The sequence below is a fragment of the Escherichia sp. WS1450 genome, assembly GCF_046487395.1.
Taxonomy (GTDB): domain Bacteria; phylum Pseudomonadota; class Gammaproteobacteria; order Enterobacterales; family Enterobacteriaceae; genus Escherichia; species Escherichia coli.
Genome location: NZ_JBJQJO010000001.1, coordinates 185,008 through 208,706 on the forward strand (window position 1 = coordinate 185,008; position 23,699 = coordinate 208,706).

Annotated in this window: 27 protein-coding genes and 1 pseudogene; 15 read left to right on the forward strand and 13 right to left on the reverse strand. The window is 46.1% G+C overall.

All coding sequences use genetic code 11. From position 1 onward, the window contains the following. Positions 1-78: 78 nt before the first annotated feature. The gene (locus ACJHYR_RS00915; protein WP_059328080.1) at positions 79-384 is read right to left on the reverse strand and encodes a DUF1161 domain-containing protein; all 306 of its coding nucleotides are present in this window, start codon (positions 382-384) and stop codon (positions 79-81) included. A gap of 107 nt (positions 385-491) precedes the next feature. Here ACJHYR_RS00915 and ACJHYR_RS00920 point away from each other — a divergent pair, with 107 nt between their 5' ends. Then, entirely contained in the window at positions 492-1,202 is a 711-nt protein-coding gene (locus ACJHYR_RS00920; protein ID WP_072837393.1) for a YnfC family lipoprotein, read from the forward strand. 2 nt (positions 1,203-1,204) lie between these two features. Here ACJHYR_RS00920 and speG read toward each other — a convergent pair whose 3' ends face one another. Next, positions 1,205-1,765: a spermidine N1-acetyltransferase gene (gene speG, locus ACJHYR_RS00925; protein WP_001138584.1), complete on the reverse strand. Its 561-nt coding sequence runs from the start codon at positions 1,763-1,765 to the stop codon at positions 1,205-1,207. Positions 1,766-1,799: 34 nt separating this feature from the next. Then, complete coding sequence (locus tag ACJHYR_RS00930; protein ID WP_000705197.1) at positions 1,800-2,141, reverse strand: DUF1283 family protein; 342 nt, start codon at positions 2,139-2,141, stop codon at positions 1,800-1,802. Positions 2,142-2,275: 134 nt separating this feature from the next. Here ACJHYR_RS00930 and ACJHYR_RS00935 point away from each other — a divergent pair, with 134 nt between their 5' ends. The 5 genes from ACJHYR_RS00935 (at position 2,276) to ACJHYR_RS00955 (ending at position 8,027) form a co-directional block, all read left to right on the forward strand. Continuing rightward, a complete protein-coding gene (locus ACJHYR_RS00935; protein WP_025210519.1) occupies positions 2,276-2,602 on the forward strand; it encodes a YnfA family protein in 327 nt (108 codons plus the stop codon). Between the two features lie 204 nt (positions 2,603-2,806). Continuing rightward, positions 2,807-4,021 (forward strand): starvation-sensing protein RspA, encoded by a 1,215-nt coding sequence (gene rspA, locus ACJHYR_RS00940; RefSeq protein WP_072837380.1) that lies wholly within the window; start codon positions 2,807-2,809, stop codon positions 4,019-4,021. An 11-nt stretch (positions 4,022-4,032) separates the two neighbouring features. Next, positions 4,033-5,052 (forward strand): Zn-dependent oxidoreductase, encoded by a 1,020-nt coding sequence (locus ACJHYR_RS00945; protein WP_059328082.1) that lies wholly within the window; start codon positions 4,033-4,035, stop codon positions 5,050-5,052. A 57-nt stretch (positions 5,053-5,109) separates the two neighbouring features. Beyond that, positions 5,110-6,477 carry an MHS family MFS transporter YdfJ gene (ydfJ, locus tag ACJHYR_RS00950; protein WP_000151245.1) on the forward strand — a complete coding sequence of 456 codons (1,368 nt, stop codon included), beginning with the start codon at positions 5,110-5,112 and terminating at the stop codon, positions 6,475-6,477. Positions 6,478-6,566: 89 nt separating this feature from the next. Further along, complete coding sequence (locus ACJHYR_RS00955) at positions 6,567-8,027, forward strand: mannitol dehydrogenase family protein (protein ID WP_000527817.1); 1,461 nt, start codon at positions 6,567-6,569, stop codon at positions 8,025-8,027. Positions 8,028-8,062: 35 nt separating this feature from the next. Here the strand turns inward: ACJHYR_RS00955 and ydfZ are convergent, their stop codons facing one another. The 3 genes from ydfZ to ydfG all read right to left on the reverse strand — a co-directional run bounded on the left by ydfZ (position 8,063) and on the right by ydfG (position 9,965). Next, positions 8,063-8,266: a putative selenium delivery protein YdfZ gene (gene ydfZ, locus ACJHYR_RS00960; protein WP_000214712.1), complete on the reverse strand. Its 204-nt coding sequence runs from the start codon at positions 8,264-8,266 to the stop codon at positions 8,063-8,065. 177 nt (positions 8,267-8,443) lie between these two features. Beyond that, positions 8,444-9,130, reverse strand: coding sequence for a DNA-binding transcriptional regulator rspR (gene rspR, locus ACJHYR_RS00965; RefSeq protein WP_000215553.1), 687 nt, complete (start codon positions 9,128-9,130; stop codon positions 8,444-8,446). A gap of 88 nt (positions 9,131-9,218) precedes the next feature. Beyond that, the gene (ydfG, locus tag ACJHYR_RS00970) at positions 9,219-9,965 is read right to left on the reverse strand and encodes a bifunctional NADP-dependent 3-hydroxy acid dehydrogenase/3-hydroxypropionate dehydrogenase YdfG (RefSeq protein WP_000636571.1); all 747 of its coding nucleotides are present in this window, start codon (positions 9,963-9,965) and stop codon (positions 9,219-9,221) included. 136 nt (positions 9,966-10,101) lie between these two features. Between ydfG and dcp the strand changes: the two genes are divergently transcribed. Next, positions 10,102-12,147, forward strand: a complete 2,046-nt coding sequence (dcp, locus tag ACJHYR_RS00975; protein ID WP_059328083.1) for a peptidyl-dipeptidase Dcp — start codon at positions 10,102-10,104, stop codon at positions 12,145-12,147. Positions 12,148-12,191: 44 nt separating this feature from the next. On the opposite strand, the pseudogene ACJHYR_RS00980 reads toward dcp, so the two are convergent. Continuing rightward, positions 12,192-12,272 (reverse strand): annotated as a pseudogene (locus tag ACJHYR_RS00980) (hypothetical protein); the annotation flags it as partial. Between the two features lie 240 nt (positions 12,273-12,512). Between ACJHYR_RS00980 and ydeI the strand changes: the two are divergent. Both ydeI and dgcZ read left to right on the forward strand, forming a co-directional pair. Next, positions 12,513-12,905, forward strand: a complete 393-nt coding sequence (gene ydeI / locus ACJHYR_RS00985) for a YdeI family stress tolerance OB fold protein (RefSeq protein WP_059328084.1) — start codon at positions 12,513-12,515, stop codon at positions 12,903-12,905. Positions 12,906-13,159: 254 nt separating this feature from the next. Then, positions 13,160-14,050, forward strand: coding sequence for a diguanylate cyclase DgcZ (dgcZ, locus tag ACJHYR_RS00990; protein WP_000592808.1), 891 nt, complete (start codon positions 13,160-13,162; stop codon positions 14,048-14,050). Between the two features lie 114 nt (positions 14,051-14,164). On the opposite strand, the gene mgtT is transcribed toward dgcZ, so the two are convergent. The 3 genes from mgtT to ydeE form a co-directional block, all read right to left on the reverse strand. After that, complete coding sequence (gene mgtT / locus ACJHYR_RS00995; RefSeq protein WP_212734532.1) at positions 14,165-14,269, reverse strand: hypothetical protein; 105 nt, start codon at positions 14,267-14,269, stop codon at positions 14,165-14,167. Beyond that, positions 14,269-14,364, reverse strand: a complete 96-nt coding sequence (gene mgtS, locus ACJHYR_RS01000; RefSeq protein ID WP_000901367.1) for a protein MgtS — start codon at positions 14,362-14,364, stop codon at positions 14,269-14,271. Before mgtS ends, mgtT begins: the two co-directional genes overlap by 1 nt. A 126-nt stretch (positions 14,365-14,490) precedes the next feature. After that, positions 14,491-15,678, reverse strand: coding sequence for an efflux MFS transporter YdeE (gene ydeE, locus ACJHYR_RS01005; protein WP_059328086.1), 1,188 nt, complete (start codon positions 15,676-15,678; stop codon positions 14,491-14,493). Between the two features lie 194 nt (positions 15,679-15,872). On the opposite strand from ydeE, the gene eamA reads away from it, so the two are divergent. Continuing rightward, a complete protein-coding gene (gene eamA, locus ACJHYR_RS01010; protein ID WP_059328087.1) occupies positions 15,873-16,772 on the forward strand; it encodes an O-acetylserine/cysteine exporter in 900 nt (299 codons plus the stop codon). 44 nt (positions 16,773-16,816) lie between these two features. Here eamA and ACJHYR_RS01015 read toward each other — a convergent pair whose 3' ends face one another. Continuing rightward, on the reverse strand, positions 16,817-17,515 hold the full coding sequence (locus ACJHYR_RS01015) for a GntR family transcriptional regulator (RefSeq protein WP_000577190.1): 699 nt from the start codon (positions 17,513-17,515) through the stop codon (positions 16,817-16,819). Positions 17,516-17,713: 198 nt separating this feature from the next. On the opposite strand from ACJHYR_RS01015, the gene ACJHYR_RS01020 reads away from it, so the two are divergent. The 5 genes from ACJHYR_RS01020 (at position 17,714) to ACJHYR_RS01040 (ending at position 22,994) form a co-directional block, all read left to right on the forward strand. Beyond that, on the forward strand, positions 17,714-18,025 hold the full coding sequence (locus tag ACJHYR_RS01020) for a PTS sugar transporter subunit IIB (RefSeq protein WP_000722571.1): 312 nt from the start codon (positions 17,714-17,716) through the stop codon (positions 18,023-18,025). A 114-nt stretch (positions 18,026-18,139) separates the two neighbouring features. Further along, the gene (locus tag ACJHYR_RS01025; RefSeq protein WP_034173948.1) at positions 18,140-19,462 is read left to right on the forward strand and encodes a PTS sugar transporter subunit IIC; all 1,323 of its coding nucleotides are present in this window, start codon (positions 18,140-18,142) and stop codon (positions 19,460-19,462) included. A gap of 27 nt (positions 19,463-19,489) precedes the next feature. Beyond that, positions 19,490-19,801, forward strand: a complete 312-nt coding sequence (locus tag ACJHYR_RS01030; protein ID WP_020233614.1) for a PTS lactose/cellobiose transporter subunit IIA — start codon at positions 19,490-19,492, stop codon at positions 19,799-19,801. A gap of 55 nt (positions 19,802-19,856) precedes the next feature. Continuing rightward, positions 19,857-21,530, forward strand: coding sequence for a carbohydrate porin (locus ACJHYR_RS01035; protein WP_059328088.1), 1,674 nt, complete (start codon positions 19,857-19,859; stop codon positions 21,528-21,530). 24 nt (positions 21,531-21,554) lie between these two features. Then, positions 21,555-22,994, forward strand: coding sequence for a 6-phospho-beta-glucosidase (locus tag ACJHYR_RS01040; RefSeq protein WP_410233038.1), 1,440 nt, complete (start codon positions 21,555-21,557; stop codon positions 22,992-22,994). 56 nt (positions 22,995-23,050) lie between these two features. Here the strand turns inward: ACJHYR_RS01040 and marB are convergent, their stop codons facing one another. Both marB and marA read right to left on the reverse strand, forming a co-directional pair. Then, positions 23,051-23,269 carry a multiple antibiotic resistance protein MarB gene (gene marB / locus ACJHYR_RS01045; RefSeq protein WP_000803518.1) on the reverse strand — a complete coding sequence of 73 codons (219 nt, stop codon included), beginning with the start codon at positions 23,267-23,269 and terminating at the stop codon, positions 23,051-23,053. Between the two features lie 31 nt (positions 23,270-23,300). Next, positions 23,301-23,684, reverse strand: a complete 384-nt coding sequence (marA, locus tag ACJHYR_RS01050) for an MDR efflux pump AcrAB transcriptional activator MarA (RefSeq protein WP_000091199.1) — start codon at positions 23,682-23,684, stop codon at positions 23,301-23,303. Positions 23,685-23,699 lie beyond the last annotated feature (15 nt).

Here is a 23,699-nt window from a genome sequence, read left to right on the forward strand (position 1 = left end):
GTATGAGTAATAAGGTGGGATTATGTTGTATGTTCAAATCGCCGGATGTGTCGTATCCGGCGTGCAGTCGATAATGTGTTACTGCGGTTCGGCAGGCGCGCCATCCTGGGTAGACTGCGCGGGAGCAGAGACGTTACCGCTGGTGGTGCGGGTGTAGAGAATTTTATGCGTATCATTAGCGCAATGCCCGACGACCTGGGAATCAGGCTGATCAACCTGGTCATTGGGTACAATACTTAACGTGAAGCTGCTTTCGGGTACGCCATTATTGATAATGCGCTGTGATATATCGCTCTGTATGCGCTCACAGGATCCCGGCGCGGCGAGTACCGCGGGTGAGGCGAGGGCGAGCATAAGCGCGGCACAGCAGGTTGAGAGTTTCATCATAAGCTCCTTACGCGAAGATAACTTCTTTAAGCATAGCATTTAACGTGTAAAGTACTGTATTTGCTACTATGATTGAGAATCATCTCTACTCTCTGGTGACTGTTGTGAAATACAAATTACTGCCATGCTTACTCGCGATATTCCTCACAGGATGTGACCGCACAGAGGTAACACTTTCATTTACCCCTGAGATGGCCAGTTTCTCTAATGAATTCGATTTTGATCCGCTGCGTGGTCCGGTAAAAGATTTCACTCAGACATTAATGGATGAGCAAGGTGAAGTGACGAAACGTGTTTCGGGGACTTTGTCGGAAGAAGGCTGTTTTGATTCACTCGAATTACTGGATCTGGAAAATAATACCGTGGTTGCCCTGGTACTGGACGCCAATTATTACCGTGATGCCCAGACACTGGAGAAAAGAGTTCGTTTGCAGGGAAAATGCCAGCTAGCAGAATTACCTTCTGCTGGGGTGAGTTGGGAAACCGATGATAATGGCTTTGTGATTAAAGCCAGCAGCAAACAGATGCAGATGGAATATCGCTATGATGATCAGGGTTATCCGCTGGGTAAAACCACGAAAAGTAACGACAAAACATTATCTGTTAGCGCTACGCCATCAACGGATCCGATCAAAAAATTAGATTACACAGCGGTTACTTTACTGAATAATCAAAGGGTTGGTAATGTAAAACAGAGCTGTGAATATGACAGTCACGCCAATCCGGTGGACTGTCAGCTAATCATTGTTGATGAAGGAGTAAAACCCTCCGTCGAACGGGTTTACACCATCAAAAATACTATCGATTATTATTAATGCTATTGTGCGGTCGGCTTCAGGAGAGTCTGACCCGGTGTTTTGTGCTCTGCCAGATACTGATGCTGGAATATGCACATGCGAATGGCATTACGATATTGACCATTAATAAAGAACTCATGCATCAATTCACCTTCAACCGTAAAGCCAAGCTTGCGGTAAATGTGAATCGCTTTTTCATTCTCTTTATCGACGATCAGATACAACTTATAGAGATTGAGAACGGTGAAGCCATAGTCCATTGCTAATTTGGCAGCACGGGTTGCCAGACCTTTCCCCTGATACTCTGGGGAGATAATTATCTGAAATTCTGCCCGGCGATGAACATGGTTAATTTCCACCAGCTCCACCAGACCGGCTTTTTCGCCGTCACATTCCACCACAAAGCGTCGTTCGCTCTGATCGTGAATATGCTTATCGTACAGATCAGAGAGTTCAACAAAGGCTTCGTAGGGTTCCTCAAACCAGTAACGCATCACACTGGCGTTATTGTCGAGTTGATGTACATAGCGTAAATCTTCACGCTCCAGCGGGCGTAGCTTAACACTGTGGGCGCTTGGCATAACGTGTCCTTACATTCCTTAAATCAATAACAGGTTAGGGGGTAATAACGCGGCCAGTTCGACGGTCCAGGCAGCGCAAAGTATTTGGCTCCCAGTAGGCATTGATGTTGGCGCTTTGCTCACATTTATCGCGGTTATCAAAAGCGGCGTCGGCTTTATCCCACTCTTTTTCAGTGCGTTTATTCACTTTCTGGCGCAGATTGCGCGTGTCATTCCATTGCTCTTTTTCCATAGCGGCGTGCTGGCGGCTTTGTGCACTGTCGCCAGACTCAATCACCAGTTTGTTAGTTTCGGCATGAACAGTTGTGCTCAATGCCAGTGCGCAAGGCAGCAGAAAAGCGAGCAGGCCAATTCGTTTGCTGAGAGTAATTTTCATAATTCATTCCCTGTGTGAATGATTAAAGGTGATTCTACACCATCCAGTGCGAACGCAAAACGTACCAGGAGGATGTTTATATTGATGATATTATGTCGTCCTATAACTATACATGAAGTCAATAAGTGACAAAGATGATTAAAACAACGTTACTATTTTTTGCTACTGCGCTGTGTGAAATTATTGGATGCTTTCTGCCCTGGTTGTGGTTAAAACGAAACGCTAGTATCTGGCTGTTGCTTCCGGCGGGGATTTCTCTGGCACTGTTTGTCTGGTTGTTAACGTTGCATCCTGCGGCGAGTGGGCGTGTTTACGCGGCTTATGGTGGCGTTTATGTCTGCACGGCGTTGATTTGGCTGCGCGTTGTGGATGGCGTGAAACTGAGTCTTTATGACTGGACGGGGGCGTTGATTGCGATTTGCGGCATGTTGATCATTGTTGCGGGCTGGGGGCGCGCGTAAGGACATAAATCCATTTTATCAATAAGATACAAGGAAGTGTCGCTGACAAAAGGTATTCTATTTCATCTTTTGTCAACCATTCACGGCGCAAATATACGCCTTTTTTTGTGATCACTCCGGCTTTTTTCGATCTTCATACTTGTATGGTAGTAGCTCAGTTGCGTAGATTTCATGCATCACGACAAGCGATGCAAGGAATCGAACATGAAGATCGTAAAGGCTGAAGTTTTTGTTACCTGTCCGGGGCGTGATTTCGTCACATTAAAAATCACCACTGAGGACGGTATTACGGGCCTTGGGGATGCCACCCTCAATGGACGTGAGCTTTCCGTGGCCTCTTATTTGCAGGATCACCTTTGTCCGCAGCTTATTGGTCGCGATGCGCACCGTATCGAAGATATCTGGCAGTTTTTCTATAAAGGTGCTTACTGGCGTCGCGGTCCGGTTACGATGTCGGCCATTTCAGCGGTTGATATGGCGCTGTGGGATATTAAAGCCAAAGCTGCCAACATGCCGCTTTACCAGTTACTCGGCGGCGCGTCTCGTGAAGGGGTGATGGTTTATTGCCATACCACCGGTCACAGTATTGATGAAGCTCTGGATGATTATGCTCGTCATCAGGAGCTGGGATTCAAAGCCATCCGCGTGCAGTGCGGAATCCCTGGTATGAAAACCACCTACGGCATGTCGAAAGGTAAAGGTCTGGCTTATGAACCCGCAACCAAAGGACAGTGGCCGGAAGAGCAGCTGTGGTCAACGGAGAAATACCTCGATTTCATGCCGAAATTGTTTGACGCGGTACGTAACAAGTTTGGTTTTAATGAACATTTGCTGCATGACATGCACCATCGCTTAACGCCTATTGAAGCGGCGCGCTTTGGTAAAAGCATTGAAGATTATCGCATGTTCTGGATGGAAGACCCGACGCCTGCGGAAAACCAGGAATGCTTCCGTCTCATTCGCCAACATACCGTCACACCCATCGCGGTGGGTGAAGTCTTCAACAGCATCTGGGACTGCAAGCAACTGATTGAAGAGCAACTTATCGATTATATCCGCACCACGCTGACCCATGCAGGCGGAATTACCGGTATGCGCCGGATTGCCGATTTTGCTTCGTTGTATCAGGTACGTACTGGCTCACACGGTCCTTCCGATTTGTCACCAGTCTGCATGGCTGCGGCGCTGCACTTTGATCTGTGGGTCCCCAATTTCGGTGTCCAGGAGTACATGGGTTATTCCGAACAAATGCTTGAAGTCTTCCCGCACAACTGGACTTTCGATAACGGCTATATGCATCCGGGAGACAAACCGGGTCTTGGCATCGAATTCGATGAAAAGCTGGCGGCGAAATATCCCTATGAACCTGCTTATCTACCAGTCGCACGTCTGGAAGATGGCACGCTGTGGAACTGGTAAGGAGTAAGATAATGAAAAGCATATTAATTGAAAAACCGAATCAACTGGCGATTGTCGAACGTGAAATACCCACCCCGTCAGCGGGTGAAGTACGAGTAAAAGTAAAACTTGCCGGAATTTGTGGTTCAGATAGCCATATTTATCGTGGGCATAATCCTTTTGCGAAATATCCGCGCGTCATTGGTCATGAATTCTTTGGCGTCATTGATGCAGTGGGTGAAGGCGTGGAAAGCGCCAGAGTCGGTGAACGTGTTGCTGTCGATCCGGTGGTCAGCTGTGGGCATTGCTATCCGTGCTCTATAGGTAAGCCGAACGTTTGTACGACACTGGCTGTATTAGGTGTGCACGCTGACGGTGGTTTCAGTGAATATGCCGTGGTGCCGGCAAAAAATGCGTGGAAAATTCCTGAAGCAGTGGCCGATCAATATGCGGTGATGATCGAACCTTTTACCATTGCGGCTAACGTTTCCGGTCATGGTCAACCGACTGAAAATGATACCGTTCTGGTTTACGGTGCCGGTCCAATCGGCCTGACGATCGTTCAGGTATTAAAAGGCGTCTATAACGTTAAAAATGTGATTGTTGCCGATCGCATTGATGAACGACTGGAAAAAGCGAAAGAGAGCGGGGCTGACTGGGCGATTAATAACAGCCAGACACCGCTTGGCGAGATTTTCGCTGAAAAAGGCATAAAGCCGACATTAATTATCGATGCGGCTTGTCATCCTTCTATCCTGAAAGAGGCCGTAACTCTGGCTTCTCCAGCGGCACGTATTGTATTGATGGGCTTCTCCAGTGAACCGTCTGAAGTGATTCAGCAAGGAATTACCGGAAAAGAACTCTCTATTTTCTCTTCACGCTTAAATGCAAATAAATTCCCGGTCGTTATCGACTGGTTAAGTAAAGGGTTAATTAAACCAGAAAAATTAATTACCCATACGTTTGATTTCCAGCATGTTGCTGATGCCATTAGTTTATTTGAACAGGATCAAAAACATTGCTGCAAAGTCTTACTCACTTTTTCTGAATAATACCAATAACGGCGAGTAAGTAGTACGCATCTTACCTCTTTTTTAGAGATAACCATTATGACAATAGAAAAACACGAAAGAAGCACTAAGGATTTGGTGAAAGCAGCAGTATCGGGATGGCTGGGCACTGCGCTTGAATTTATGGATTTCCAGTTATATTCGCTCGGCGCAGCGTTAGTGTTTCATGAAATATTTTTTCCTGAATCATCAACGGCAATGGCGTTAATTCTGGCAATGGGAACCTACGGTGCAGGTTATGTGGCGCGTATTGTCGGAGCATTTATTTTCGGCAAAATGGGCGACAGAATCGGGCGTAAAAAAGTGCTCTTTATTACCATCACTATGATGGGGATCTGTACTACCTTAATTGGTGTGCTGCCGACCTATGCACAAATTGGTGTGTTTGCACCAATTTTGCTGGTGACGCTGCGTATTATTCAGGGGCTGGGGGCAGGCGCGGAAATTTCCGGTGCCGGCACGATGCTGGCGGAATATGCACCAAAAGGTAAGCGCGGAATTATCTCCTCATTTGTTGCTATGGGGACTAACTGCGGAACCTTAAGCGCAACGGCAATCTGGGCCTTTATGTTCTTCATTCTCAGTAAAGAGGAACTGCTGGCGTGGGGATGGCGTATACCGTTCCTGGCGAGCGTTGTCGTGATGGTCTTTGCTATCTGGTTGCGTATGAATCTGAAAGAAAGCCCGGTCTTTGAGAAGGTTAACGACAGCAACCAACCGACAGCAAAACCTGCACCTGCTGGTAGCATGTTCCAGAGCAAATCCTTCTGGCTGGCAACAGGGCTGCGTTTTGGTCAGGCTGGTAACTCCGGTTTAATTCAGACTTTCCTTGCAGGCTATTTAGTGCAGACGTTATTGTTTAACAAAGCAATTCCAACAGATGCATTGATGATCAGTTCGATTCTCGGCTTTATGACCATTCCGTTCCTTGGTTGGTTATCCGATAAAATTGGTCGCCGGATCCCGTATATTATTATGAATACCTCTGCGATTGTGCTGGCGTGGCCAATGCTTTCTATCATCGTAGATAAAAGCTATGCCCCGAGCACCATTATGGTTGCACTGATTGTGATTCATAACTGTGCGGTGCTGGGATTATTTGCTCTGGAAAACATTACCATGGCAGAAATGTTCGGCTGTAAAAACCGCTTTACCCGGATGGCTATTTCTAAAGAAATTGGTGGTCTTATCGCTTCCGGTTTTGGTCCTATCCTGGCGGGTATTTTCTGCACCATGACGGAATCCTGGTATCCGATCGCCATTATGATCATGGCATATTCAGTGATTGGTTTAATCTCTGCGCTGAAAATGCCAGAAGTGAAAGACCGTGATTTAAGTGCACTGGAAGATGCCGCGGAAGATCAACCGCGTGTTGTAACAGCTGCGCAACCTTCAAGAAGTCTGTAAATCCTCCATCCCTTCTCTTACCGGAGAGGGGATTTTTTATTCATATAACAAAACATGCAGCTTGCCATATTTAAATTTAAGGAATTGTTATGGGAAATAATTTGTTATCAGCAAAAGCGACACTCCCTGTTTATGATCGTAATAACCTGGCCCCAAGAATTGTTCATTTAGGCTTTGGTGCATTTCACCGTGCGCATCAGGGCGTGTATGCCGATATTCTTGCTACAAAACATTTCAGTGACTGGGGATATTATGAGGTCAACTTAATCGGCGGCGAACAGCAAATTGCCGATTTACAACAGCAAGATAATCTTTATACCGTTGCGGAAATGTCGGCCGATGCGTGGACGGCTCGCGTCGTTGGCGTCGTTAAAAAAGCCTTGCACATACAAATAGATGGCTTAGAAACCGTGCTGGCTGCGATGTGTGAACCGCAAATCGCGATTGTCTCTTTGACAATCACCGAAAAAGGGTATTTCCACTCTCCGGCGACCGGACAGTTAATGCTCGATCACCCGATGGTCGTTGCCGACGTACAAAATCCCCACCAGCCGAAAACTGCAACAGGGGTGATTGTCGAGGCGCTGGCTCGCCGTAAAGCGGCAGGACTTCCCGCATTTACCGTCATGTCATGTGACAACATGCCAGAAAACGGTCATGTTATGCGTGACGTTGTCACTTCATACGCGCAAGCTGTTGATGTAAAACTGGCACAATGGATCGAAGAAAACGTGACTTTCCCATCAACAATGGTGGACCGTATTGTGCCCGCAGTGACGGAGGATACGCTGGCGAAAATCGAACAACTTACCGGTGTGCGCGATCCTGCTGGCGTTGCCTGTGAACCTTTCCGCCAGTGGGTAATAGAAGATAACTTTGTTGCCGGACGTCCGGAATGGGAAAAAGCGGGAGCCGAACTGGTTAGTGATGTGTTGCCTTATGAAGAGATGAAGTTGCGCATGCTCAACGGCAGTCATTCATTCCTGGCGTATCTGGGGTATCTTGCCGGATATCAGCACATTAATGACTGCATGGAAGATGAACATTATCGTCATGCAGCGTATGCCTTGATGTTGCAGGAACAAGCGCCGACGTTGAAAGTGCAGGGCGTTGATTTGCAAGATTACGCTAACCGATTAATTGAACGCTATAGCAACCCGGCGCTACGTCATCGAACCTGGCAGATTGCGATGGATGGCAGCCAGAAATTGCCACAGCGGATGTTGGATTCTGTTCGCTGGCATCTGGCGCATGACAGCAAGTTCGATCTGCTGGCGCTGGGCGTCGCAGGTTGGATGCGTTATGTCGGTGGTGTTGATGAACAGGGAAATCCGATAGAAATCAGTGACCCACTGTTACCTGTTATTCAGAAGGCTGTACAAAGTAGTGCCGAAGGGAAAGCGCGCGTCCAGTCATTGCTGGCGATTAAGGCGATCTTTGGTGATGATTTGCCAGACAATAGCTTGTTTACTGCAAAAGTGACGGAAGCGTACTTGTCTTTATTAGCGCATGGTGCGAAAGCGACCGTGGCGAAATATTCCGTGAAGTAAAAAAAGCAATGCCGCCATCGGCGGCATTCACACGCTTAGTTCATGCCGAGACGAATCAGGTCCAGAGGTGCCAGTTTCTCTTCACAACCTTCAACAACTACGGTTTTTCCGCGGCGGATTTGCTCAGCGGTCAGACCTTCAGTATCAATCGACAGGATCTTGCCAGTGTGACCGGTGCCGCTAACCATAACACGGCTGCCAGTGGTGATTGCGTTACGGTTACGATCGTAGGTCGTCATAGGTGTTTTCTCCTTTCTGATTTACAGTCGAAGCCCACGTAACGGGCGCAATATAAATACTCCTGTCGAGTGAAATATTTTTTGTTTTTGATCAAGCTCACATCTTTTTTGATGCATGCATGAGCCATAAGGCGGGGCGAATAGACTCTCACCCCGGATGGGATGAGAGGAAATGAATTACTCTTCGCTAAACCAGTCGCTGTTTTCCTGACGGATCTGGCGCACGGATTCGCTGATTTCCTGCAAATGTTGCGTCATTGCACGTTCTACCGCATCGCCATCACGTTTTTGCAGGGCAGAGAAAATCTCAAGATGCTGGCGTAACAGCATTTCTGGTGGAGAAACGTGGTCGAAACTCATATAGCGCACGCGATCAACGGTCGCTTTCAGGTTCTCAATGGTATCCCACGCCAGTTGACAGTCGGCAATCTGCGTCAGGAGTTGATGGAAGTTGTCATCAAGTTCAAAAAAATCATCCAGTTGCTTGCGCTCAATGGCAATGCGTTGCTGGTGAAGATTTTGTTCCAGTTGGTAGCACTGGCTTTCGGTAATCATGCTCGCCGCCCGACGCGCCACCGCGCACTCAATGGCCTGACGGATAAAACTGCCGTTGCGCACCTGGGCCATGGAAATTTTGTTGACGTAGCTGCCACGCTGCGGACGAATTTGAATCAGGCCGTTTTCCGCCAGTTTAATAAAGGCTTCACGAACCGGCTGGCGTGACACATTGAAACGAACAGAAACTTCTTTTTCCGACAACGGTGTGCCTGGTGCAATCAGGCAATGGACAATGTCGCGACGAAGAATACGATAAATCTGCTGATTGACAGGCTGTGTGGGATTAAGTTGCGTTTCGACGGTCATTCGTTCTTGCTTGTGAGTGAGTTAACTGCATGAGTCTACCACTTTTTTGTGACAAGCAATAACCCGGCAGTTACGCCGGGTATAAAAATTACTGACGGTGGACATTCAGTCCGGCATAGCTTTGGGTAACCGGCATCATTTCCAGGGTATTGATATTGACGTGAGCAGGCAGCGTTGACACCCACCAGACGGCTTCGCTGACATCTTCTGGCGTCAATGCAACGGTATTTTGATAGGTTTTTTCCGCTTTACCGTCATCGCCTTTAAAGCGGACATTGGAAAACTCGGTGCCACCCACCAGACCCGGCTCGATGTCGGTGACGCGCACCGCCGTACCATGCAGGTCCGTACGCAGATTCAGGCTAAACTGACGAACAAACGCTTTCGTCGCACCGTAAACGTTACCACCGGCATACGGCCAGCTGCCTGCCGTTGAGCCAATGTTAATAATATGACCATGATTACGTTCAACCATACCCGGTAAGACGGCGCGCGTCATATATACCAGGCCTTTGTTGTTGGTATCAATCATCGTTTCCCAGTCTTCAACGCTGGCTTTATGCGCAGGCTCCATGCCCAACGCCAGACCGGCATTATTTACCAGGATATCAATATTGCACCACTCGGCAGGAAGCGATGCCAGCATCTCTTCAATAGCGGCGCGGTTGCGAACGTCCAGTTGGGCGATATACAGATTATCTCCCAGTTCGTCTTTTAACTCCTGCAACCGCTCCTGGCGACGGCCAGTGGCGATAACTTTATGCCCTTGTTGAATAAAACGACGAGTAATGCATTCACCAAAACCTGCCGTTGCTCCAGTTACTAAAACGATCATCTCACTGTTCCTCAACGTTTTTGTGTGTCAATAACATAGCACGTGATGCTTAAGAGCGGGTAATACTGGTTTGCAAGATTGCACTCCGTTATCAGTAAGCCTACGCTATGGAACACCTCGCGTTCAGGAGAAGAAAATGACAACAATGAATCCTTTCCTTGTGCAAAGCACACTGCCGTATCTGGCTCCCCATTTTGATCAAATTGCCAATCATCACTATCGCCCGGCATTCGATGAGGGAATGCAGCAAAAGCGGGCAGAAATTGCTGCCATCGCGCTTAACCCGCAAGCGCCTGATTTCAACAATACTATTCTGGCACTGGAACAAAGCGGAGAATTACTTACCCGCGTTACCAGCGTCTTTTTTGCGATGACTGCGGCGCATACTAATGATGAATTACAGCGTCTTGATGAACAGTTTTCCGCTGAACTGGCGGAACTGGCTAATGATATCTATCTGAACGGTGAATTATTCGCGCGGGTAGATGCTGTCTGGCAACGCCGTGAATCCCTGGGACTTGATAGTGAATCCATCCGCCTGGTGGAGGTGATTCATCAACGTTTTGTCCTTGCCGGAGCCAAACTTGCACAAGCTGATAAAGCAAAATTAAAAGTCCTGAATACAGAAGCTGCGACCCTGACCAGCCAGTTTAACCAGCGGTTACTGGCAGCAAATAAATCCGGCGGTCTGGTTGTGAACGATTTCGCGCAGCTGGCAGGAATGAGTGAGCAAGAGATTGCGCTGGCGGCAGAGGCGGCTCGCGAGAAAGGTCTGGGTAACAAATGGCTGATTCCGCTGCTGAATACCACCCAGCAACCAGCGCTTGCTGAACTGCGCGATCGCGCGACGCGTGAAAAACTGTTCACTGCGGGCTGGACGCGAGCGGAAAAAAATGATGCCAATGATACCCGCGCTATCATTCAACGTCTGGTGGAGATCCGCGCGCAGCAGGCGAAACTGCTTGGTTTCCCTCATTATGCCGCATGGAAAATCGCCGATCAGATGGCAAAAACGCCAGAAGCAGCACTCAACTTTATGCGGGAAATTGTTCCAGCGGCGCGTCAACGTGCGAGCGATGAATTAGCCTCCATACAGGCGGTTATCGATAAGCAGCAGGGCGGGTTTAGCGCGCAGCCGTGGGACTGGGCATTTTATGCCGAGCAGGTAAGACGTGAGAAATTCGATCTCGATGAATCGCAGCTCAAGCCATATTTTGAATTAAACACGGTGTTGAATGAAGGTGTATTCTGGACCGCGAATCAGCTCTTCGGTATTAAGTTTGTCGAACGTTTTGATATTCCTGTCTACCATCCTGACGTTCGTGTGTGGGAAATTTTTGATCATAATGGCGTGGGGCTGGCGTTATTTTACGGTGATTTCTTCGCCCGTGATTCAAAAAGCGGCGGTGCATGGATGGGCAATTTTGTTGAGCAATCAACGCTTAATGAAACGCATCCGGTAATTTATAACGTCTGCAATTATCAGAAACCCGCTGCCGGTGAGCCTGCGTTGTTACTCTGGGATGATGTCATAACCTTATTCCATGAATTTGGTCATACGCTGCACGGCCTTTTTGCCCGCCAGCGTTATGCCACGCTTTCCGGCACCAACACGCCGCGTGATTTTGTCGAATTTCCGTCGCAAATCAACGAACACTGGGCAACGCATCCGCAGGTATTCGCTCGCTACGCCCGGCATTATCAGAGCGGGGCAGCAATGCCTGACGAACTGCAACAGAAAATGCGTAATGCCAGCCTGTTCAATAAAGGGTATGAGATGAGCGAACTGCTTAGCGCCGCACTTCTCGATATGCGCTGGCATTACCTGGAAGAAAACGAAGCAATGCAGGATGTCGATGATTTCGAATTGCGGGCGCTGGTAGCGGAAAATATGGATCTTCCCGCTATACCGCCACGCTATCGCAGCAGTTATTTCGCCCATATTTTTGGAGGTGGATATGCCGCAGGTTATTACGCTTATCTGTGGACACAAATGTTGGCCGATGATGGTTACCAGTGGTTTGTTGAGCAGGGCGGATTAACGCGTGAAAATGGGCTGCGTTTTCGCGAGGCGATCCTTTCCAGAGGTAACAGCGAGGATCTGGAACGACTGTATCGACAATGGCGCGGTAAGGCACCTCAGATTATGCCGATGCTGCAACATCGTGGCTTGAACGTATAAACACCACCAGTGGCTGGCCTGGAGATAACGCCAGGCCAGCCTGGTTAGAGCAGTAATTGCAGCAGCTGGGCGAGGGCAAACTTCACCGCTAATGCGAATGCCGTTTCGCAGTCGCCAGCAAAATTACTTTTTTTGTATACTCTTCCGTTATAATAATTTTCAAATTTATAAATCTGATTGTTCTGAAATATGTTTAAGACTCTTTAATCTTCTTCTTAACCTTAGTAAGTTAAATTCTCTGAATATTTGACAGCTAGTTGGCTGATTTTAAATGCCTTATAACAATTAGCAGTATTCTTATTTGGCAATTATAAAAATAGCAACCAGACTTAATAAGTCAAACCAAACGCAATTAAGGAGTCAGTATGAAATTTCAGGCCATTGTATTAGCAAGTTTTCTTGTCATGCCTTATGCGTTGGCAGATGACCAGAGCGGTTTAAAACAGGATGCAGCGCCACCGCCGCCTCATGCAATAGAAGATGGCTATCGCGGAACCGATGATGCAAAAAAAATGACCGTTGATTTCGCAAAAACCATGCACGATGGCGCTTCGGTTTCACTACGCGGTAATTTGATTTCTCACAAAGGAGAGGACCGTTACGTTTTTCGCGATAAGAGCGGTGAAATTAATGTTGTTATTCCTGCGGCAGTCTTTGATGGGCGAGAAGTTCAGCCGGACCAGATGATCAACATTAGCGGTAGTCTGGATAAGAAAAGCGCTCCGGCCGTCGTTCGGGTCACTCATTTGCAGAAATAAAAATAAATTAGCCTGATGGCCTGAACTACTGGGCCATTAGGTTATTGGGTTATGCTATTTGTCATCCTTTTAATTGCGATAATGCAGGCTTAATTTACAGAATTAAACACTTTTTTATCTGCTGATTTTGTTTCAAATCACAATGTTATCTCAGAGATGACTCATAACTTCGGATTTCTATGAAAATATTGACGTAATTTTGCTTTTCTCTCGTTAGAATAGCGCGCACAAGGAACTGTGAAAAAGGAGTGGCAATGATCAAGAAGACAACGGAAATTGATGCCATCTTGTTAAATCTCAATAAGGCTATCGATGCCCACTACCAGTGGCTGGTAAGTATGTTTCACAGCGTAGTCGCGAGAGATGCCAGTAAGCCAGAAATAACGGATAACCATTCTTATGGACTGTGCCAGTTTGGTCGGTGGATTGATCATCTGGGACCACTCGATAACGATGAATTACCTTATGTTCGGCTAATGGATTCTGCCCATCAACATATGCATAACTGTGGTCGGGAATTAATGCTGGCTATTGTTGAAAATCACTGGCAGGACGCGCATTTCGACGCCTTTCAGGAAGGGTTGCTTTCTTTTACTGCGGCATTAACCGATTACAAAATTTATTTGCTGACGATCCGAAGCAATATGGATGTTTTGACGGGATTGCCGGGTCGTCGGGTTCTTGATGAATCCTTTGATCATCAGTTACGCAACGCTGAGCCTCTGAATCTTTATTTAATGTTGTTGGATATTGACCGATTTAAATTGGTTAATGATACCTACGGGCATTTAATCGGCGATGTAGTATTACGCACCCTGGCAACTTACTTAGCCAGTTGGACGCGCGATTACGAAACGGTTTATCGCTACGGTGGAGAAGAATTTATCATTATTGTCAAAGCGGCTAATGATGAAGAAGCATGTCGTGCAGGTATCAGAATTTGCCAGTTAGTCGATAACCATGCCATCACACATTCTGAAGGGCATATCAACATTACCGTGACAGCAGGTGTGAGTCGCGCATTTCCTGAAGAGCCTCTGGATGTGGTCATTGGAAGAGCGGACCGGGCAATGTATGAGGGTAAGCAAACCGGAAGAAATCGCTGTATGTTTATTGACGAACAAAACGTGATTAACCGAGTTTAAGCTCCGTTTAACATTCATTGAGAAAACTGATGCTACTGTGTCAACGATCCGTTATCAGTGCAGGAAAATGCCTGTTAGCGTAAAAGCAAAACACAAATCTATCCATGCAAGCATTCACCGCCGGTTTACTGGCGGTTTTTTTTCGCCGTCATAAAAATCAGGCCCCTTGTACACAGTTGTAACAAGGGGCCGGTTAGGTGAGGGATTATCTCCGTTCATTAGTCATCCCATTTGTGGCTGAAATACGCGGCCAGAAAACCAGAAAATAAAATTATTCCCAGTACGGCCATAAAAACATTCATATTACCCAGCATTATTTGCCTCCGTTTATGGTGTGGTGTGTTTCCTCGCTTACCTTAATTTTCATCTCAATGAGAAAGATATTAGCAGAGGTAACCTAAACGAAGGCTGAATTAAATTTTTATTGTGTTCGACTTAAATCAACAAAGCGCGGGCTGCCCCCACGGTCTTGCTCGAATTCCTTTTAACATCAGCACCCACGCAGCAACGATCACCAACGCTAAGATGATAAACAGCGAAAAAGGTGGCAGACTGGTAAGCACTATGCCACTCACTAATGGGTTAATCGCGGCACCAAGCCAGCCTAAAGACTGGGCGGAAAAATAGCTGGCTTTCATTCCTGGCGGTGCAATATGGTCAATCAACATATACTCGCCCGGCGCATAAATGATTTCACCGACAGTAAATACCGCAGCTGACATACCCCACAATAGCAGGCTGTTGCCGGAAAAAATAAAACCGACCAGCCCAATGACGAAACAGAGGGTGCCTGCTGTCATCAGCGCGCGGATGTTAGCCGGGTTAAGGCGGCGGCCCACGGAATATTGCAACGTAACTACAATGGCAGCATTCACCGGAAGAACAACCGCGACCACCTTTTCGGCAAAATCCCCATCAGCAATCACCATCACATATTGTGAAATGCATGAAGCAAATGCGCCGCTAACAAAGGAAGCCAGAAAACCAGAGCAGGTAAACCACAACAGTGCTTTATCTTGTAATAAAACTTTCGGCGACCAGGCACTGCCTGTTTCCGTGGCGATGATTTTCTCGCTGCGCTTTACCCAAATTTGAATGAAAAGCATGGGAAACGCGGAACAGATAGCTGCCAGCCAAAAGGGCAGATTGATGCTCTGCATCACCAACAGCGTGCCGAGCGGCGGACCGATGGTCCAGCCAATGTTGAGCATGGTGTAGTTGATTGAGAAGATTTTCGTTTTGCTGGTGGAGGAAAGATTGTCGGCAAACCAGGCTTTCAACACGGTAGCAAAAACGGAATAGGCGCAGTTAATAAGGGCAAAAAAGAGCACCACCAGCGTCACGTTATTCACTAAAGGAATGGCAATAAAACCGCTGGCGAAGGCGGTAATTGCCAGTAACATATAGCGTTTCTTGTCGAACTTATCCGCCAGGATACCAAAACCGAGGCTAAAAACGACGCCAATAGTGAGCGCAATTGTCATCGCATAACCGATTAGATCGACACTCAGGCTGTACTGGCGACTCAAGTAAATGGTCATAAACGGCAGCGTAGCGCCGCGTCCGATGGTTAATAACAACGACGAGGCAAGAAGGGCGCTGGTAGAGCGTCGTAGGGATAAGTTCATTTGTCTGTCCGGCAGTGCGTTTCGTTATGTTTTGTTTTAGAGATGTAAAGAAATAGCATGGCAAAAATCCGAAGTATAGCGACTTATTTGCGCATTAATGCCGTCGTAATCGCCGACTAACGAATCAACTGTTAAAGAAAAGTAAATTCAGCTAAGTTGATTGCTTACAAAAGATGAAATTCAGAGGCGGTAGAATGTCGCGAAAAGATGGGTTGTTGGCGCTACTGGTAGTGGTCGTATGGGGGCTAAATTTTGTGGTCATCAAAGTGGGGCTTCATAACATGCCACCGCTGATGTTGGCCGGTTTGCGCTTTATGCTGGTTGCTTTTCCGGCTATCTTTTTTGTCGCACGACCGAAAGTACCACTGAATTTGCTGCTGGGGTATGGATTAACCATCAGTTTTGCGCAGTTTGCTTTTCTTTTTTGTGCCATTAACTTCGGTATGCCTGCTGGACTGGCTTCGCTGGTGTTACAGGCACAGGCGTTTTTTACTATCGTGCTTGGCGCGTTTACTTTCGGTGAGCGACTGCATGGCAAACAATTGGCGGGGATCGCCTTAGCGATTTTTGGCGTACTGGTGTTAATCGAAGATAGTCTGAACGGTCAGCATGTGGCGATGCTCGGCTTTATGTTGACCCTGGCGGCAGCATTTAGTTGGGCGTGTGGCAACATCTTCAATAAAAAGATCATGTCGCACTCAACGCGTCCGGCGGTGATGTCGCTGGTAATCTGGAGCGCTTTAATCCCAATCATTCCCTTCTTTGTTGCCTCGCTGATTCTCGATGGTTCCGCAGCCATGATTCACAGTCTGGTTACTATCGATATGACCACCATCTTGTCTCTGATGTATCTGGCGTTTGTGGCGACAATTGTTGGTTATGGGATCTGGGGGACGTTACTGGGACGCTATGAAACCTGGCGGGTTGCACCGTTATCGTTACTGGTGCCCGTAGTAGGACTGGCAAGTGCGGCACTATTGTTGGATGAACGCTTAACGGGTCTACAATTTTTCGGGGCGGTGCTCATTATGACCGGGCTGTATATCAATGTATTTGGCTTGCGGTGGCGTAAAGCGGTAAAGGTTAGAGGCTAAACCATACGCACAGAATGTGATGTCAGCACTCTGTGCGTCTGCTTTTATCGCGGGAAAAAGTACTTTACCTGGAACTCGAAAATATTGCTGTAAAGTAACGAATAATCCAGCGGAATAGAGTTACTGTCCACAGCCTGGGTCTGAATTTTAAGTATGGGATCCCGTGGGCTGATCCGTAAAATACTGGCGATTTCTGGGGTAGGAAAAGTAGGGGAGAAAGTTTCAAAGGTGCCAATGATTTTGATCCCGCATTCGTTCTCAATATACGAAAATTTGGATTTTTGCATATGTGCTACGGTTAAATCAGGAAAACGTGCCACTGACATCCACGTTTCTTCTAATTGTGCTGCATTATCCTCAATGAATCGCAGTCTCTTTATGTAATAAACCTGCTCACCAGTCACTAAATTCAGCTCAGTCGCAATAGGGGGAGAAGCATCCTGCACTTCAAATTTCATAATCTGACTTCCTGCCTCCTTGCCGCTTTTATGCGCAATTTCACTGAAGCTGTTCATGTGATCAATGTGTGCAACAAAATTCTTTTTTTGAATATATGTTCCTGAACCATGCTTTCTATGAATAATTCCTTCGCCTTCCAGCAAGGATAATGCCTTACGCAGGGTATTACGCGAAACATTATAACGAACAGCGAGTTCAGCTTCTGACGGCAACAAATCACCAACATGCCATGAATAGCCATTGATCTCGGATTTAAGTAAGCGGGCAATCTTTTGAAAAATCACTTTTGCACCTTTTAAGAGCCATTGAAAACAAGGAGTTGAGTCCTGATTGGTTTATCGTATGGTCGAGTCGTTTAATTATCACCCTGATGTTGAACAACTTTAGTGCTGTATTACTGTGATCAATGTACCAGGACGTATAGCTACTGCGGGATATGATATTTACACAATGTAATCTGTTATATACCAGTAAGGGAAAATATGAAAAAGATATTGTTAGTTTGCGCTGCTGGCATGTCAACCAGTATGCTGGTTAAACGTATGATTGATCATGCTAACGCTATTTCACTTGAAGTTAATATTTCCGCATTGGCGATTGCAGAGGCTAAAGGGAAAATTAAAAATAACGAAGTTGACGTTGTTTTACTTGGCCCGCAAGTTCGCTTTCAGAAACCAGAGATTGAAGCTGTTGCACAGGGGAAAATGCCTGTAGCTGTTATCGAGATGAAAGACTATGGCACCATGAACGGACAGGCAGTTCTTGAATTTGCGATGAAACTACTGCAAGAGTAAGAATCTAATATTATTAAACTATTACCTGAACTAACTTTTCACACATCATAAAATGGATATGGCATACATGCTTTATTGGGATGTATAAATATCCAGAACAACAGGTATAAAAAAATGGGATTAATGACCTCATTCGAACGTGGAATGGAACGTTTTCTTGTTCCAGTTGCTATCAAGTTAAACTCACAAAAACATGTTGCAGCGGTGAGAGATGGATTCGTTTTTACGTTTCCAATTATCATGGCAAGCTCATTAATTATATTAATTAACTTTGCCATATTATCGCCCGACGGCTTTATTGCCGGGCTGCTGCATCTGAACCGCGTTTTCCCCAACCTTGAAAAAGCACAAGCTATTTTTACTCCGGTAATGAATGGCTCTGTAAATATCATGTCAATTATGATTGCTTTCCTGGTCGCCAGAAATATGGCGATTAGCTATGAGCAAGATGATCTTTTATGCGGATTAACGGCAATAGGAGCATTTTTTATTGTTTATACGCCATATCAGATGATAGATGGGCAAGCATTCCTGACGACCAAATATCTCGGCGCACAGGGGTTGTTTGTTGCTGTTATCGTTGCATTAATCACCAGTGAAATATTTTGTCGCTTAGCTCGAAACCCCAAAATCACCATAACGATGCCGGCAGCTGTACCTCCTGCGGTATCGCGTTCATTTAAAGTTTTATTGCCAATATTTTTTGTCATGGTGTTCTTTTCCGCACTTAATTATTGCCTGACACTGATATCCCCGGCAGGATTAAACGATCTCATTTACACATTAATCCAGACGCCGCTCAAACATATGGGAACGAATATCTTTGCGGTAATTATCCTGGGGGCTGTGGGTAATTTCCTGTGGGTGCTGGGGATCCACGGACCTAATACCACCTCGGCAATTCGAGAAACTGTTTTTTCTGAGGCTAATCTGGAGAATCTCTCCTGGGCCGCTCAACACGGCACTACCTGGGGCGCGCCATATCCGATTACCTGGACTTCTATTAATGATGCATTCGCCAACTGCGGCGGTTCAGGTATGACGTTGGGGTTATTGTTGGCTATTTTTATCGCGTCTAAGCGTGCGGAATACCGTGATCTGGCAAAAATGTCGTTTATCCCCGGTATTTTCAATATCAATGAACCGATAATGTTCGGCCTTCCTATTGTACTTAACCCCATCATGATGGTGCCGTTTATTCTGGTTCCCATTGTTAACTGTGCCATTGGTTACTTCTTTGTTTCGATGGAAATTATTCCACCGGTTGCTTATGCCGTGCCCTGGACTACGCCCGGACCTTTAATTGCTTTCCTCGGAACCGGGGGAAACTGGCTGGCGTTACTGGTGGGTTTTTTATGTTTAGGTGTGGCGACAATGATCTATTTACCTTTTGTTATTGCCGCCAACAAGGTCAATAACTTAACAACTAACGGATAATCCCATTTACACAGGAAGGAGATGTTGATGTTTGCAGATGAAGAACTTGTTATGGAGTTACTGATCAACGCGGGACAGGCACGTTCTGATGCGATGGAAGCCATACGTTGTGCCGGGCAAAAAGACTGGCAGGGCGCAACTCAGCTAATGGCCAGTTCGGAATTAGCCTGTCTTCAGGCACATAAAATTCAGACCGCGTTAATTAGTCAGGATGAAGGTTGTGGCAAAATAGTAGTTAATTTAATTCTGGTTCATGCACAGGATCATTTGATGAATGCAATATTATGCCAGGATTTAGCCAGGGAAATTATTTCATTAAGAAAAGAGCTCCATGCCTGATTTTTTCCTCCAGTGCGATAGCTGGAGGAAATTATTACACTCTTAAGGATAAGTCATGAATATAAAGACGCTTAACGTCAGCCTTTTGTCTTTTTCTATTATTACAGCATTGTTTCCGTTGAACGCGTTGGCAACAAAATTAACCATTGAGCAGCGCCTTGAACTGCTTGAAAATGAATTGTCGCAAAATAAACAAGAGCTGAGAGCAACACAGAATGAACTGGGGGTATATAAATCCCGACTTTCGACCTTACAAAAAAGTATTACGGAAAATAAATACAAATCAGCCTCACTTGCTGAAATATCAGCGACATCTCCCGTCGCTGATAACATCAAAAATGAAAACGGTGAACAGAACTCGTCTGCCGCAGCGCATACTATAAATGGATCGCAGCAAGTTGCCGTTATTGAAAGTAAAGGCGACAAAACCACTATCGAAAGCGTGACCCTGAAAGATATCAGTAAATATATAAAGGATGATATTGGGTTCAGCTATCAGGGGTACTTCCGCTCAGGCTGGGGTACCGGAAATCATGGCTCACCACAAACTTATGCAGCGGGTTCTCTGGGACGTTTTGGTAACGAGATGAGCGGTTGGTTTGACTTAACCTTAAATCAGCGTGTTTATAATCAGGACGGTAAAACGGCAAATGCGGTCGTTACCTATGATGGCAACGTAGGTGAGCAGTATAACGATGCCTGGTTTGGTGACAGTGCCAATGAAAATATCATGCAGTTCAGTGATATTTATCTGACAACGCGAGGTTTTTTACCCTTCGCGTCAGAGGCAGACTTCTGGGTAGGCAAACATAAACTCCCGCAATATGAGATCCAAATGCTGGACTGGAAAACCTTAACCACGGATGTCGCTGCGGGTGTGGGGATTGAAAACTGGGCACTTGGTGTAGGGATGTTTGATATGTCCTTAAGCCGTGATGATGTCGATGTTTACTCTCGTGATTTTACGCGTACCAGTCAGATGAATACCAATTCTGTGGATGTTCGTTATCGCAATATCCCGTTATGGGATGATGCAACATTATCATTAATGGCTAAATATTCCGCACCAAATAAAACGGATCAACAACAAGATAATGAAAATGACGACAGTTATTTTGAAATGAAAGATAGCTGGATGCTGACTTCTGTTTTACGGCAAAACCTGCAACGCGATACGTTTAATGAATTTACGTTACAGGTTGCCAATAATTCCTATGCCAGCAGTTTTGCCAGTTTCTCAGATGCCAGTAACACGATGGCGCATGGTCGCTATTACTATGGTGACCATACCAATGGGATCGCCTGGCGTTTAATCTCTCAGGGCGAGATGTATCTTACTGACAATATTATTATGGCTAACGCGCTTGTCTATTCTCATGGCGAAGATGTTTATAGTTATGAAAGTGGCGCTCATAGTGATTTTGACAGTATTCGCACCGTAGTAAGACCGGCCTGGATCTGGAATACATGGAATCAGACGGGGCTTGAATTAGGCTGGTTTAAGCAACAGAACAAAACACAGCAGGGTGTAACACTAAATGAATCGGCTTATAAAACGACACTCTGGCATGCATTGAAAGTGGGTGAAAGCATTTTAGGTTCACGACCAGAAATTCGCTTCTATGGCACGTATATCAATATTCTGGATAACGAATTATCTAATTTTAAGTTTAATGAGAACAGCAAAGACGAGTTTATGGCCGGCATCCAGGCGGAAGTCTGGTGGTAATCTATTTTAGTTAAGGAGTTGTGTATGTCAGGATTTAAAAAAGGTTTTTTATGGGGCGGCGCGGTAGCCGCGCATCAGTTGGAAGGTGGCTGGAATGAAGGAGGAAAAGGCATCAGTATCGCTGATGTGATGACTGCTGGCGCTCACGGTGTGCCGCGTGAAGTGACAGAAGGCGTTATCGACGGACTTAATTATCCCAATCATGAAGCAATTGATTTTTATCATCGCTATAAAACAGATATTCAGTTATTTGCCGAGATGGGATTCAAATGCTTTCGAACTTCCATTGCCTGGACACGAATCTTTCCGCAAGGTGACGAACAGGAGCCGAATGAAGAGGGTTTAAAATTTTATGATGATCTGTTCGATGAATGCCTGAAGCAGGGAATGGAACCTGTGGTGACGCTTTCGCATTTTGAGATGCCTTACCATCTGGTGACAAAATATGGTGGCTGGCGAAACCGTAAACTGATCGACTTTTTTATCCGCTTCGCATCAACGGTCTTCACGCGCTATAAAGAAAAAGTAAAGTACTGGATGACGTTTAACGAAATCAATAATCAGGTGAATTTCAGCGAAAGCCTGTGTCCATTTACTAATTCCGGTATCTTGTATTCGCCAGAGGAAGATATCAATGAGCGCGAACAAATAATGTACCAGGCGGTACATTACGAGTTAGTTGCCAGTGCCCTGGCAGTACAGACTGGTAAATCGATCAATCCTGAATTTAATATCGGCTGTATGATCGCCATGTGCCCCATCTATCCTCTGACTTGTGCACCCAACGATATGATGATGGCCACGAAAGCGATGCATCGTCGTTACTGGTTTACTGATGTTCATGCGCGTGGATATTATCCGCAACATATGCTGAATTACTTTGCCAGGAAAGGATTCAACCTCGATATCACACCAGAAGATAATGCGATTCTTGCCAGAGGTTGTGTCGACTTTATCGGCTTTAGCTACTACATGTCTTTTACGACACAATTTTCGCCAGATAACCCGCAACTGGATTATGTTGAGCCACGAGATTTGGTCAGCAACCCTTATATCGATACACCCGAATGGGGATGGCAAATTGATCCGGCAGGGCTACGTTATTCGCTCAACTGGTTCTGGGATCATTTCCAGTTGCCGCTGTTTATTGTCGAAAATGGATTTGGTGCGGTTGACCAGAGACAAGCTGACGGCACGGTGAACGATCACTATCGCATTGATTACTTTGCTTCCCATATTCGGGAAATGAAAAAAGCCGTAGTCGAAGATGGTGTTGACTTAATTGGCTACACCCCATGGGGCTGTATTGACCTGGTTTCTGCCGGAACAGGGGAAATGAAAAAGCGCTACGGAATGATTTACGTCGATAAAGACAACGAAGGGAAGGGAACGCTGGAACGGATACGTAAAGCGTCGTTTTACTGGTATAGGGATCTCATCGCCAACAATGGCGAAAATATTTGAGACTTCAGGAAGATATTACGGAGATATCAGGCTCTGTGATCAGAGCCTGACAATAACTACATAGCGTGTTGATTATAATAGGGCACGCCGAGCGCATCCGACTTATCACTGCCAGTACCCATGTGATTTAAATCAAACGGTGGTTGTTCCTGCGATGGGGGAACAACCACGACATTGGCACAGGAAGTAACAACCGGCTGCGTGGTTTGTTCCGCAATGCCCTGCGTGGAAAAGAGAATAAACGCAGCTGCTATTGCGGATAAAAGTGGTTTCATGATTGCCTCAGTGACGTTGTCACGTTATCAACTAGCTGTTGTAATGATTTAATGGATGTAAAAAGCGCGATTCGCCCTGCATATTGGTCATCCGGTATTTATGTGGCGGAACATCAAAGTAATTTTTGAAGGTTCGGGTCAGAGTTTGTTGCGACTCGAAGCCATATCGTTCTGCCAGATAGAGTATCGGCTCGTTACTTTCCTTCAGCTTTTGCGCGATTTCCGTCATCTTACGGCTGCGGATGTATTGGCCTAATGAATGACCGGTTTCTTTTTTAAACATCCGTTGCAGGTGCCATTTGGAGTAACCCGAACGCTCTGACACTTTCTCCAGTGACAGTGGCGATTCCAGGTTGTCCTCGATCCAGTCCAAAATGCTATGAATGGTAATAGCGTCAGTATTGCGTCTGGACATCGTCATACCTCTTTT

Bases quoted from the DNA above. Each gene is read 5' to 3' on its own strand.
- eamA (WP_059328087.1), top strand. From the start codon at position 15,873: ATGTCGCGAAAAGATGGGTTGTTGGCGCTACTGGTAGTGGTCGTATGG.
- mgtS (WP_000901367.1), bottom strand. From the start codon at position 14,364: ATGCTGGGTAATATGAATGTTTTTATGGCCGTACTGGGAATAATTTTA.
- speG (WP_001138584.1), bottom strand. From the start codon at position 1,765: ATGCCAAGCGCCCACAGTGTTAAGCTACGCCCGCTGGAGCGTGAAGAT.
- ydfG (WP_000636571.1), bottom strand. From the start codon at position 9,965: ATGATCGTTTTAGTAACTGGAGCAACGGCAGGTTTTGGTGAATGCATT.
- ACJHYR_RS01030 (WP_020233614.1), top strand. From the start codon at position 19,490: ATGTTTGCAGATGAAGAACTTGTTATGGAGTTACTGATCAACGCGGGA.
- ACJHYR_RS01020 (WP_000722571.1), top strand. From the start codon at position 17,714: ATGAAAAAGATATTGTTAGTTTGCGCTGCTGGCATGTCAACCAGTATG.
- ACJHYR_RS00945 (WP_059328082.1), top strand. From the start codon at position 4,033: ATGAAAAGCATATTAATTGAAAAACCGAATCAACTGGCGATTGTCGAA.
- dcp (WP_059328083.1), top strand. From the start codon at position 10,102: ATGACAACAATGAATCCTTTCCTTGTGCAAAGCACACTGCCGTATCTG.
- ACJHYR_RS00935 (WP_025210519.1), top strand. From the start codon at position 2,276: ATGATTAAAACAACGTTACTATTTTTTGCTACTGCGCTGTGTGAAATT.
- ACJHYR_RS00955 (WP_000527817.1), top strand. From the start codon at position 6,567: ATGGGAAATAATTTGTTATCAGCAAAAGCGACACTCCCTGTTTATGAT.
- rspR (WP_000215553.1), bottom strand. From the start codon at position 9,130: ATGACCGTCGAAACGCAACTTAATCCCACACAGCCTGTCAATCAGCAG.
- ACJHYR_RS01040 (WP_410233038.1), top strand. From the start codon at position 21,555: ATGTCAGGATTTAAAAAAGGTTTTTTATGGGGCGGCGCGGTAGCCGCG.
- marA (WP_000091199.1), bottom strand. From the start codon at position 23,684: ATGTCCAGACGCAATACTGACGCTATTACCATTCATAGCATTTTGGAC.
- rspA (WP_072837380.1), top strand. From the start codon at position 2,807: ATGAAGATCGTAAAGGCTGAAGTTTTTGTTACCTGTCCGGGGCGTGAT.
- ydfJ (WP_000151245.1), top strand. From the start codon at position 5,110: ATGACAATAGAAAAACACGAAAGAAGCACTAAGGATTTGGTGAAAGCA.
- ACJHYR_RS01025 (WP_034173948.1), top strand. From the start codon at position 18,140: ATGGGATTAATGACCTCATTCGAACGTGGAATGGAACGTTTTCTTGTT.
- dgcZ (WP_000592808.1), top strand. From the start codon at position 13,160: ATGATCAAGAAGACAACGGAAATTGATGCCATCTTGTTAAATCTCAAT.
- ACJHYR_RS00930 (WP_000705197.1), bottom strand. From the start codon at position 2,141: ATGAAAATTACTCTCAGCAAACGAATTGGCCTGCTCGCTTTTCTGCTG.
- ydeI (WP_059328084.1), top strand. From the start codon at position 12,513: ATGAAATTTCAGGCCATTGTATTAGCAAGTTTTCTTGTCATGCCTTAT.
- ACJHYR_RS01035 (WP_059328088.1), top strand. From the start codon at position 19,857: ATGAATATAAAGACGCTTAACGTCAGCCTTTTGTCTTTTTCTATTATT.
- marB (WP_000803518.1), bottom strand. From the start codon at position 23,269: ATGAAACCACTTTTATCCGCAATAGCAGCTGCGTTTATTCTCTTTTCC.
- ydeE (WP_059328086.1), bottom strand. From the start codon at position 15,678: ATGAACTTATCCCTACGACGCTCTACCAGCGCCCTTCTTGCCTCGTCG.
- ACJHYR_RS00915 (WP_059328080.1), bottom strand. From the start codon at position 384: ATGAAACTCTCAACCTGCTGTGCCGCGCTTATGCTCGCCCTCGCCTCA.
- mgtT (WP_212734532.1), bottom strand. From the start codon at position 14,269: ATGAACGGAGATAATCCCTCACCTAACCGGCCCCTTGTTACAACTGTG.
- ydfZ (WP_000214712.1), bottom strand. From the start codon at position 8,266: ATGACGACCTACGATCGTAACCGTAACGCAATCACCACTGGCAGCCGT.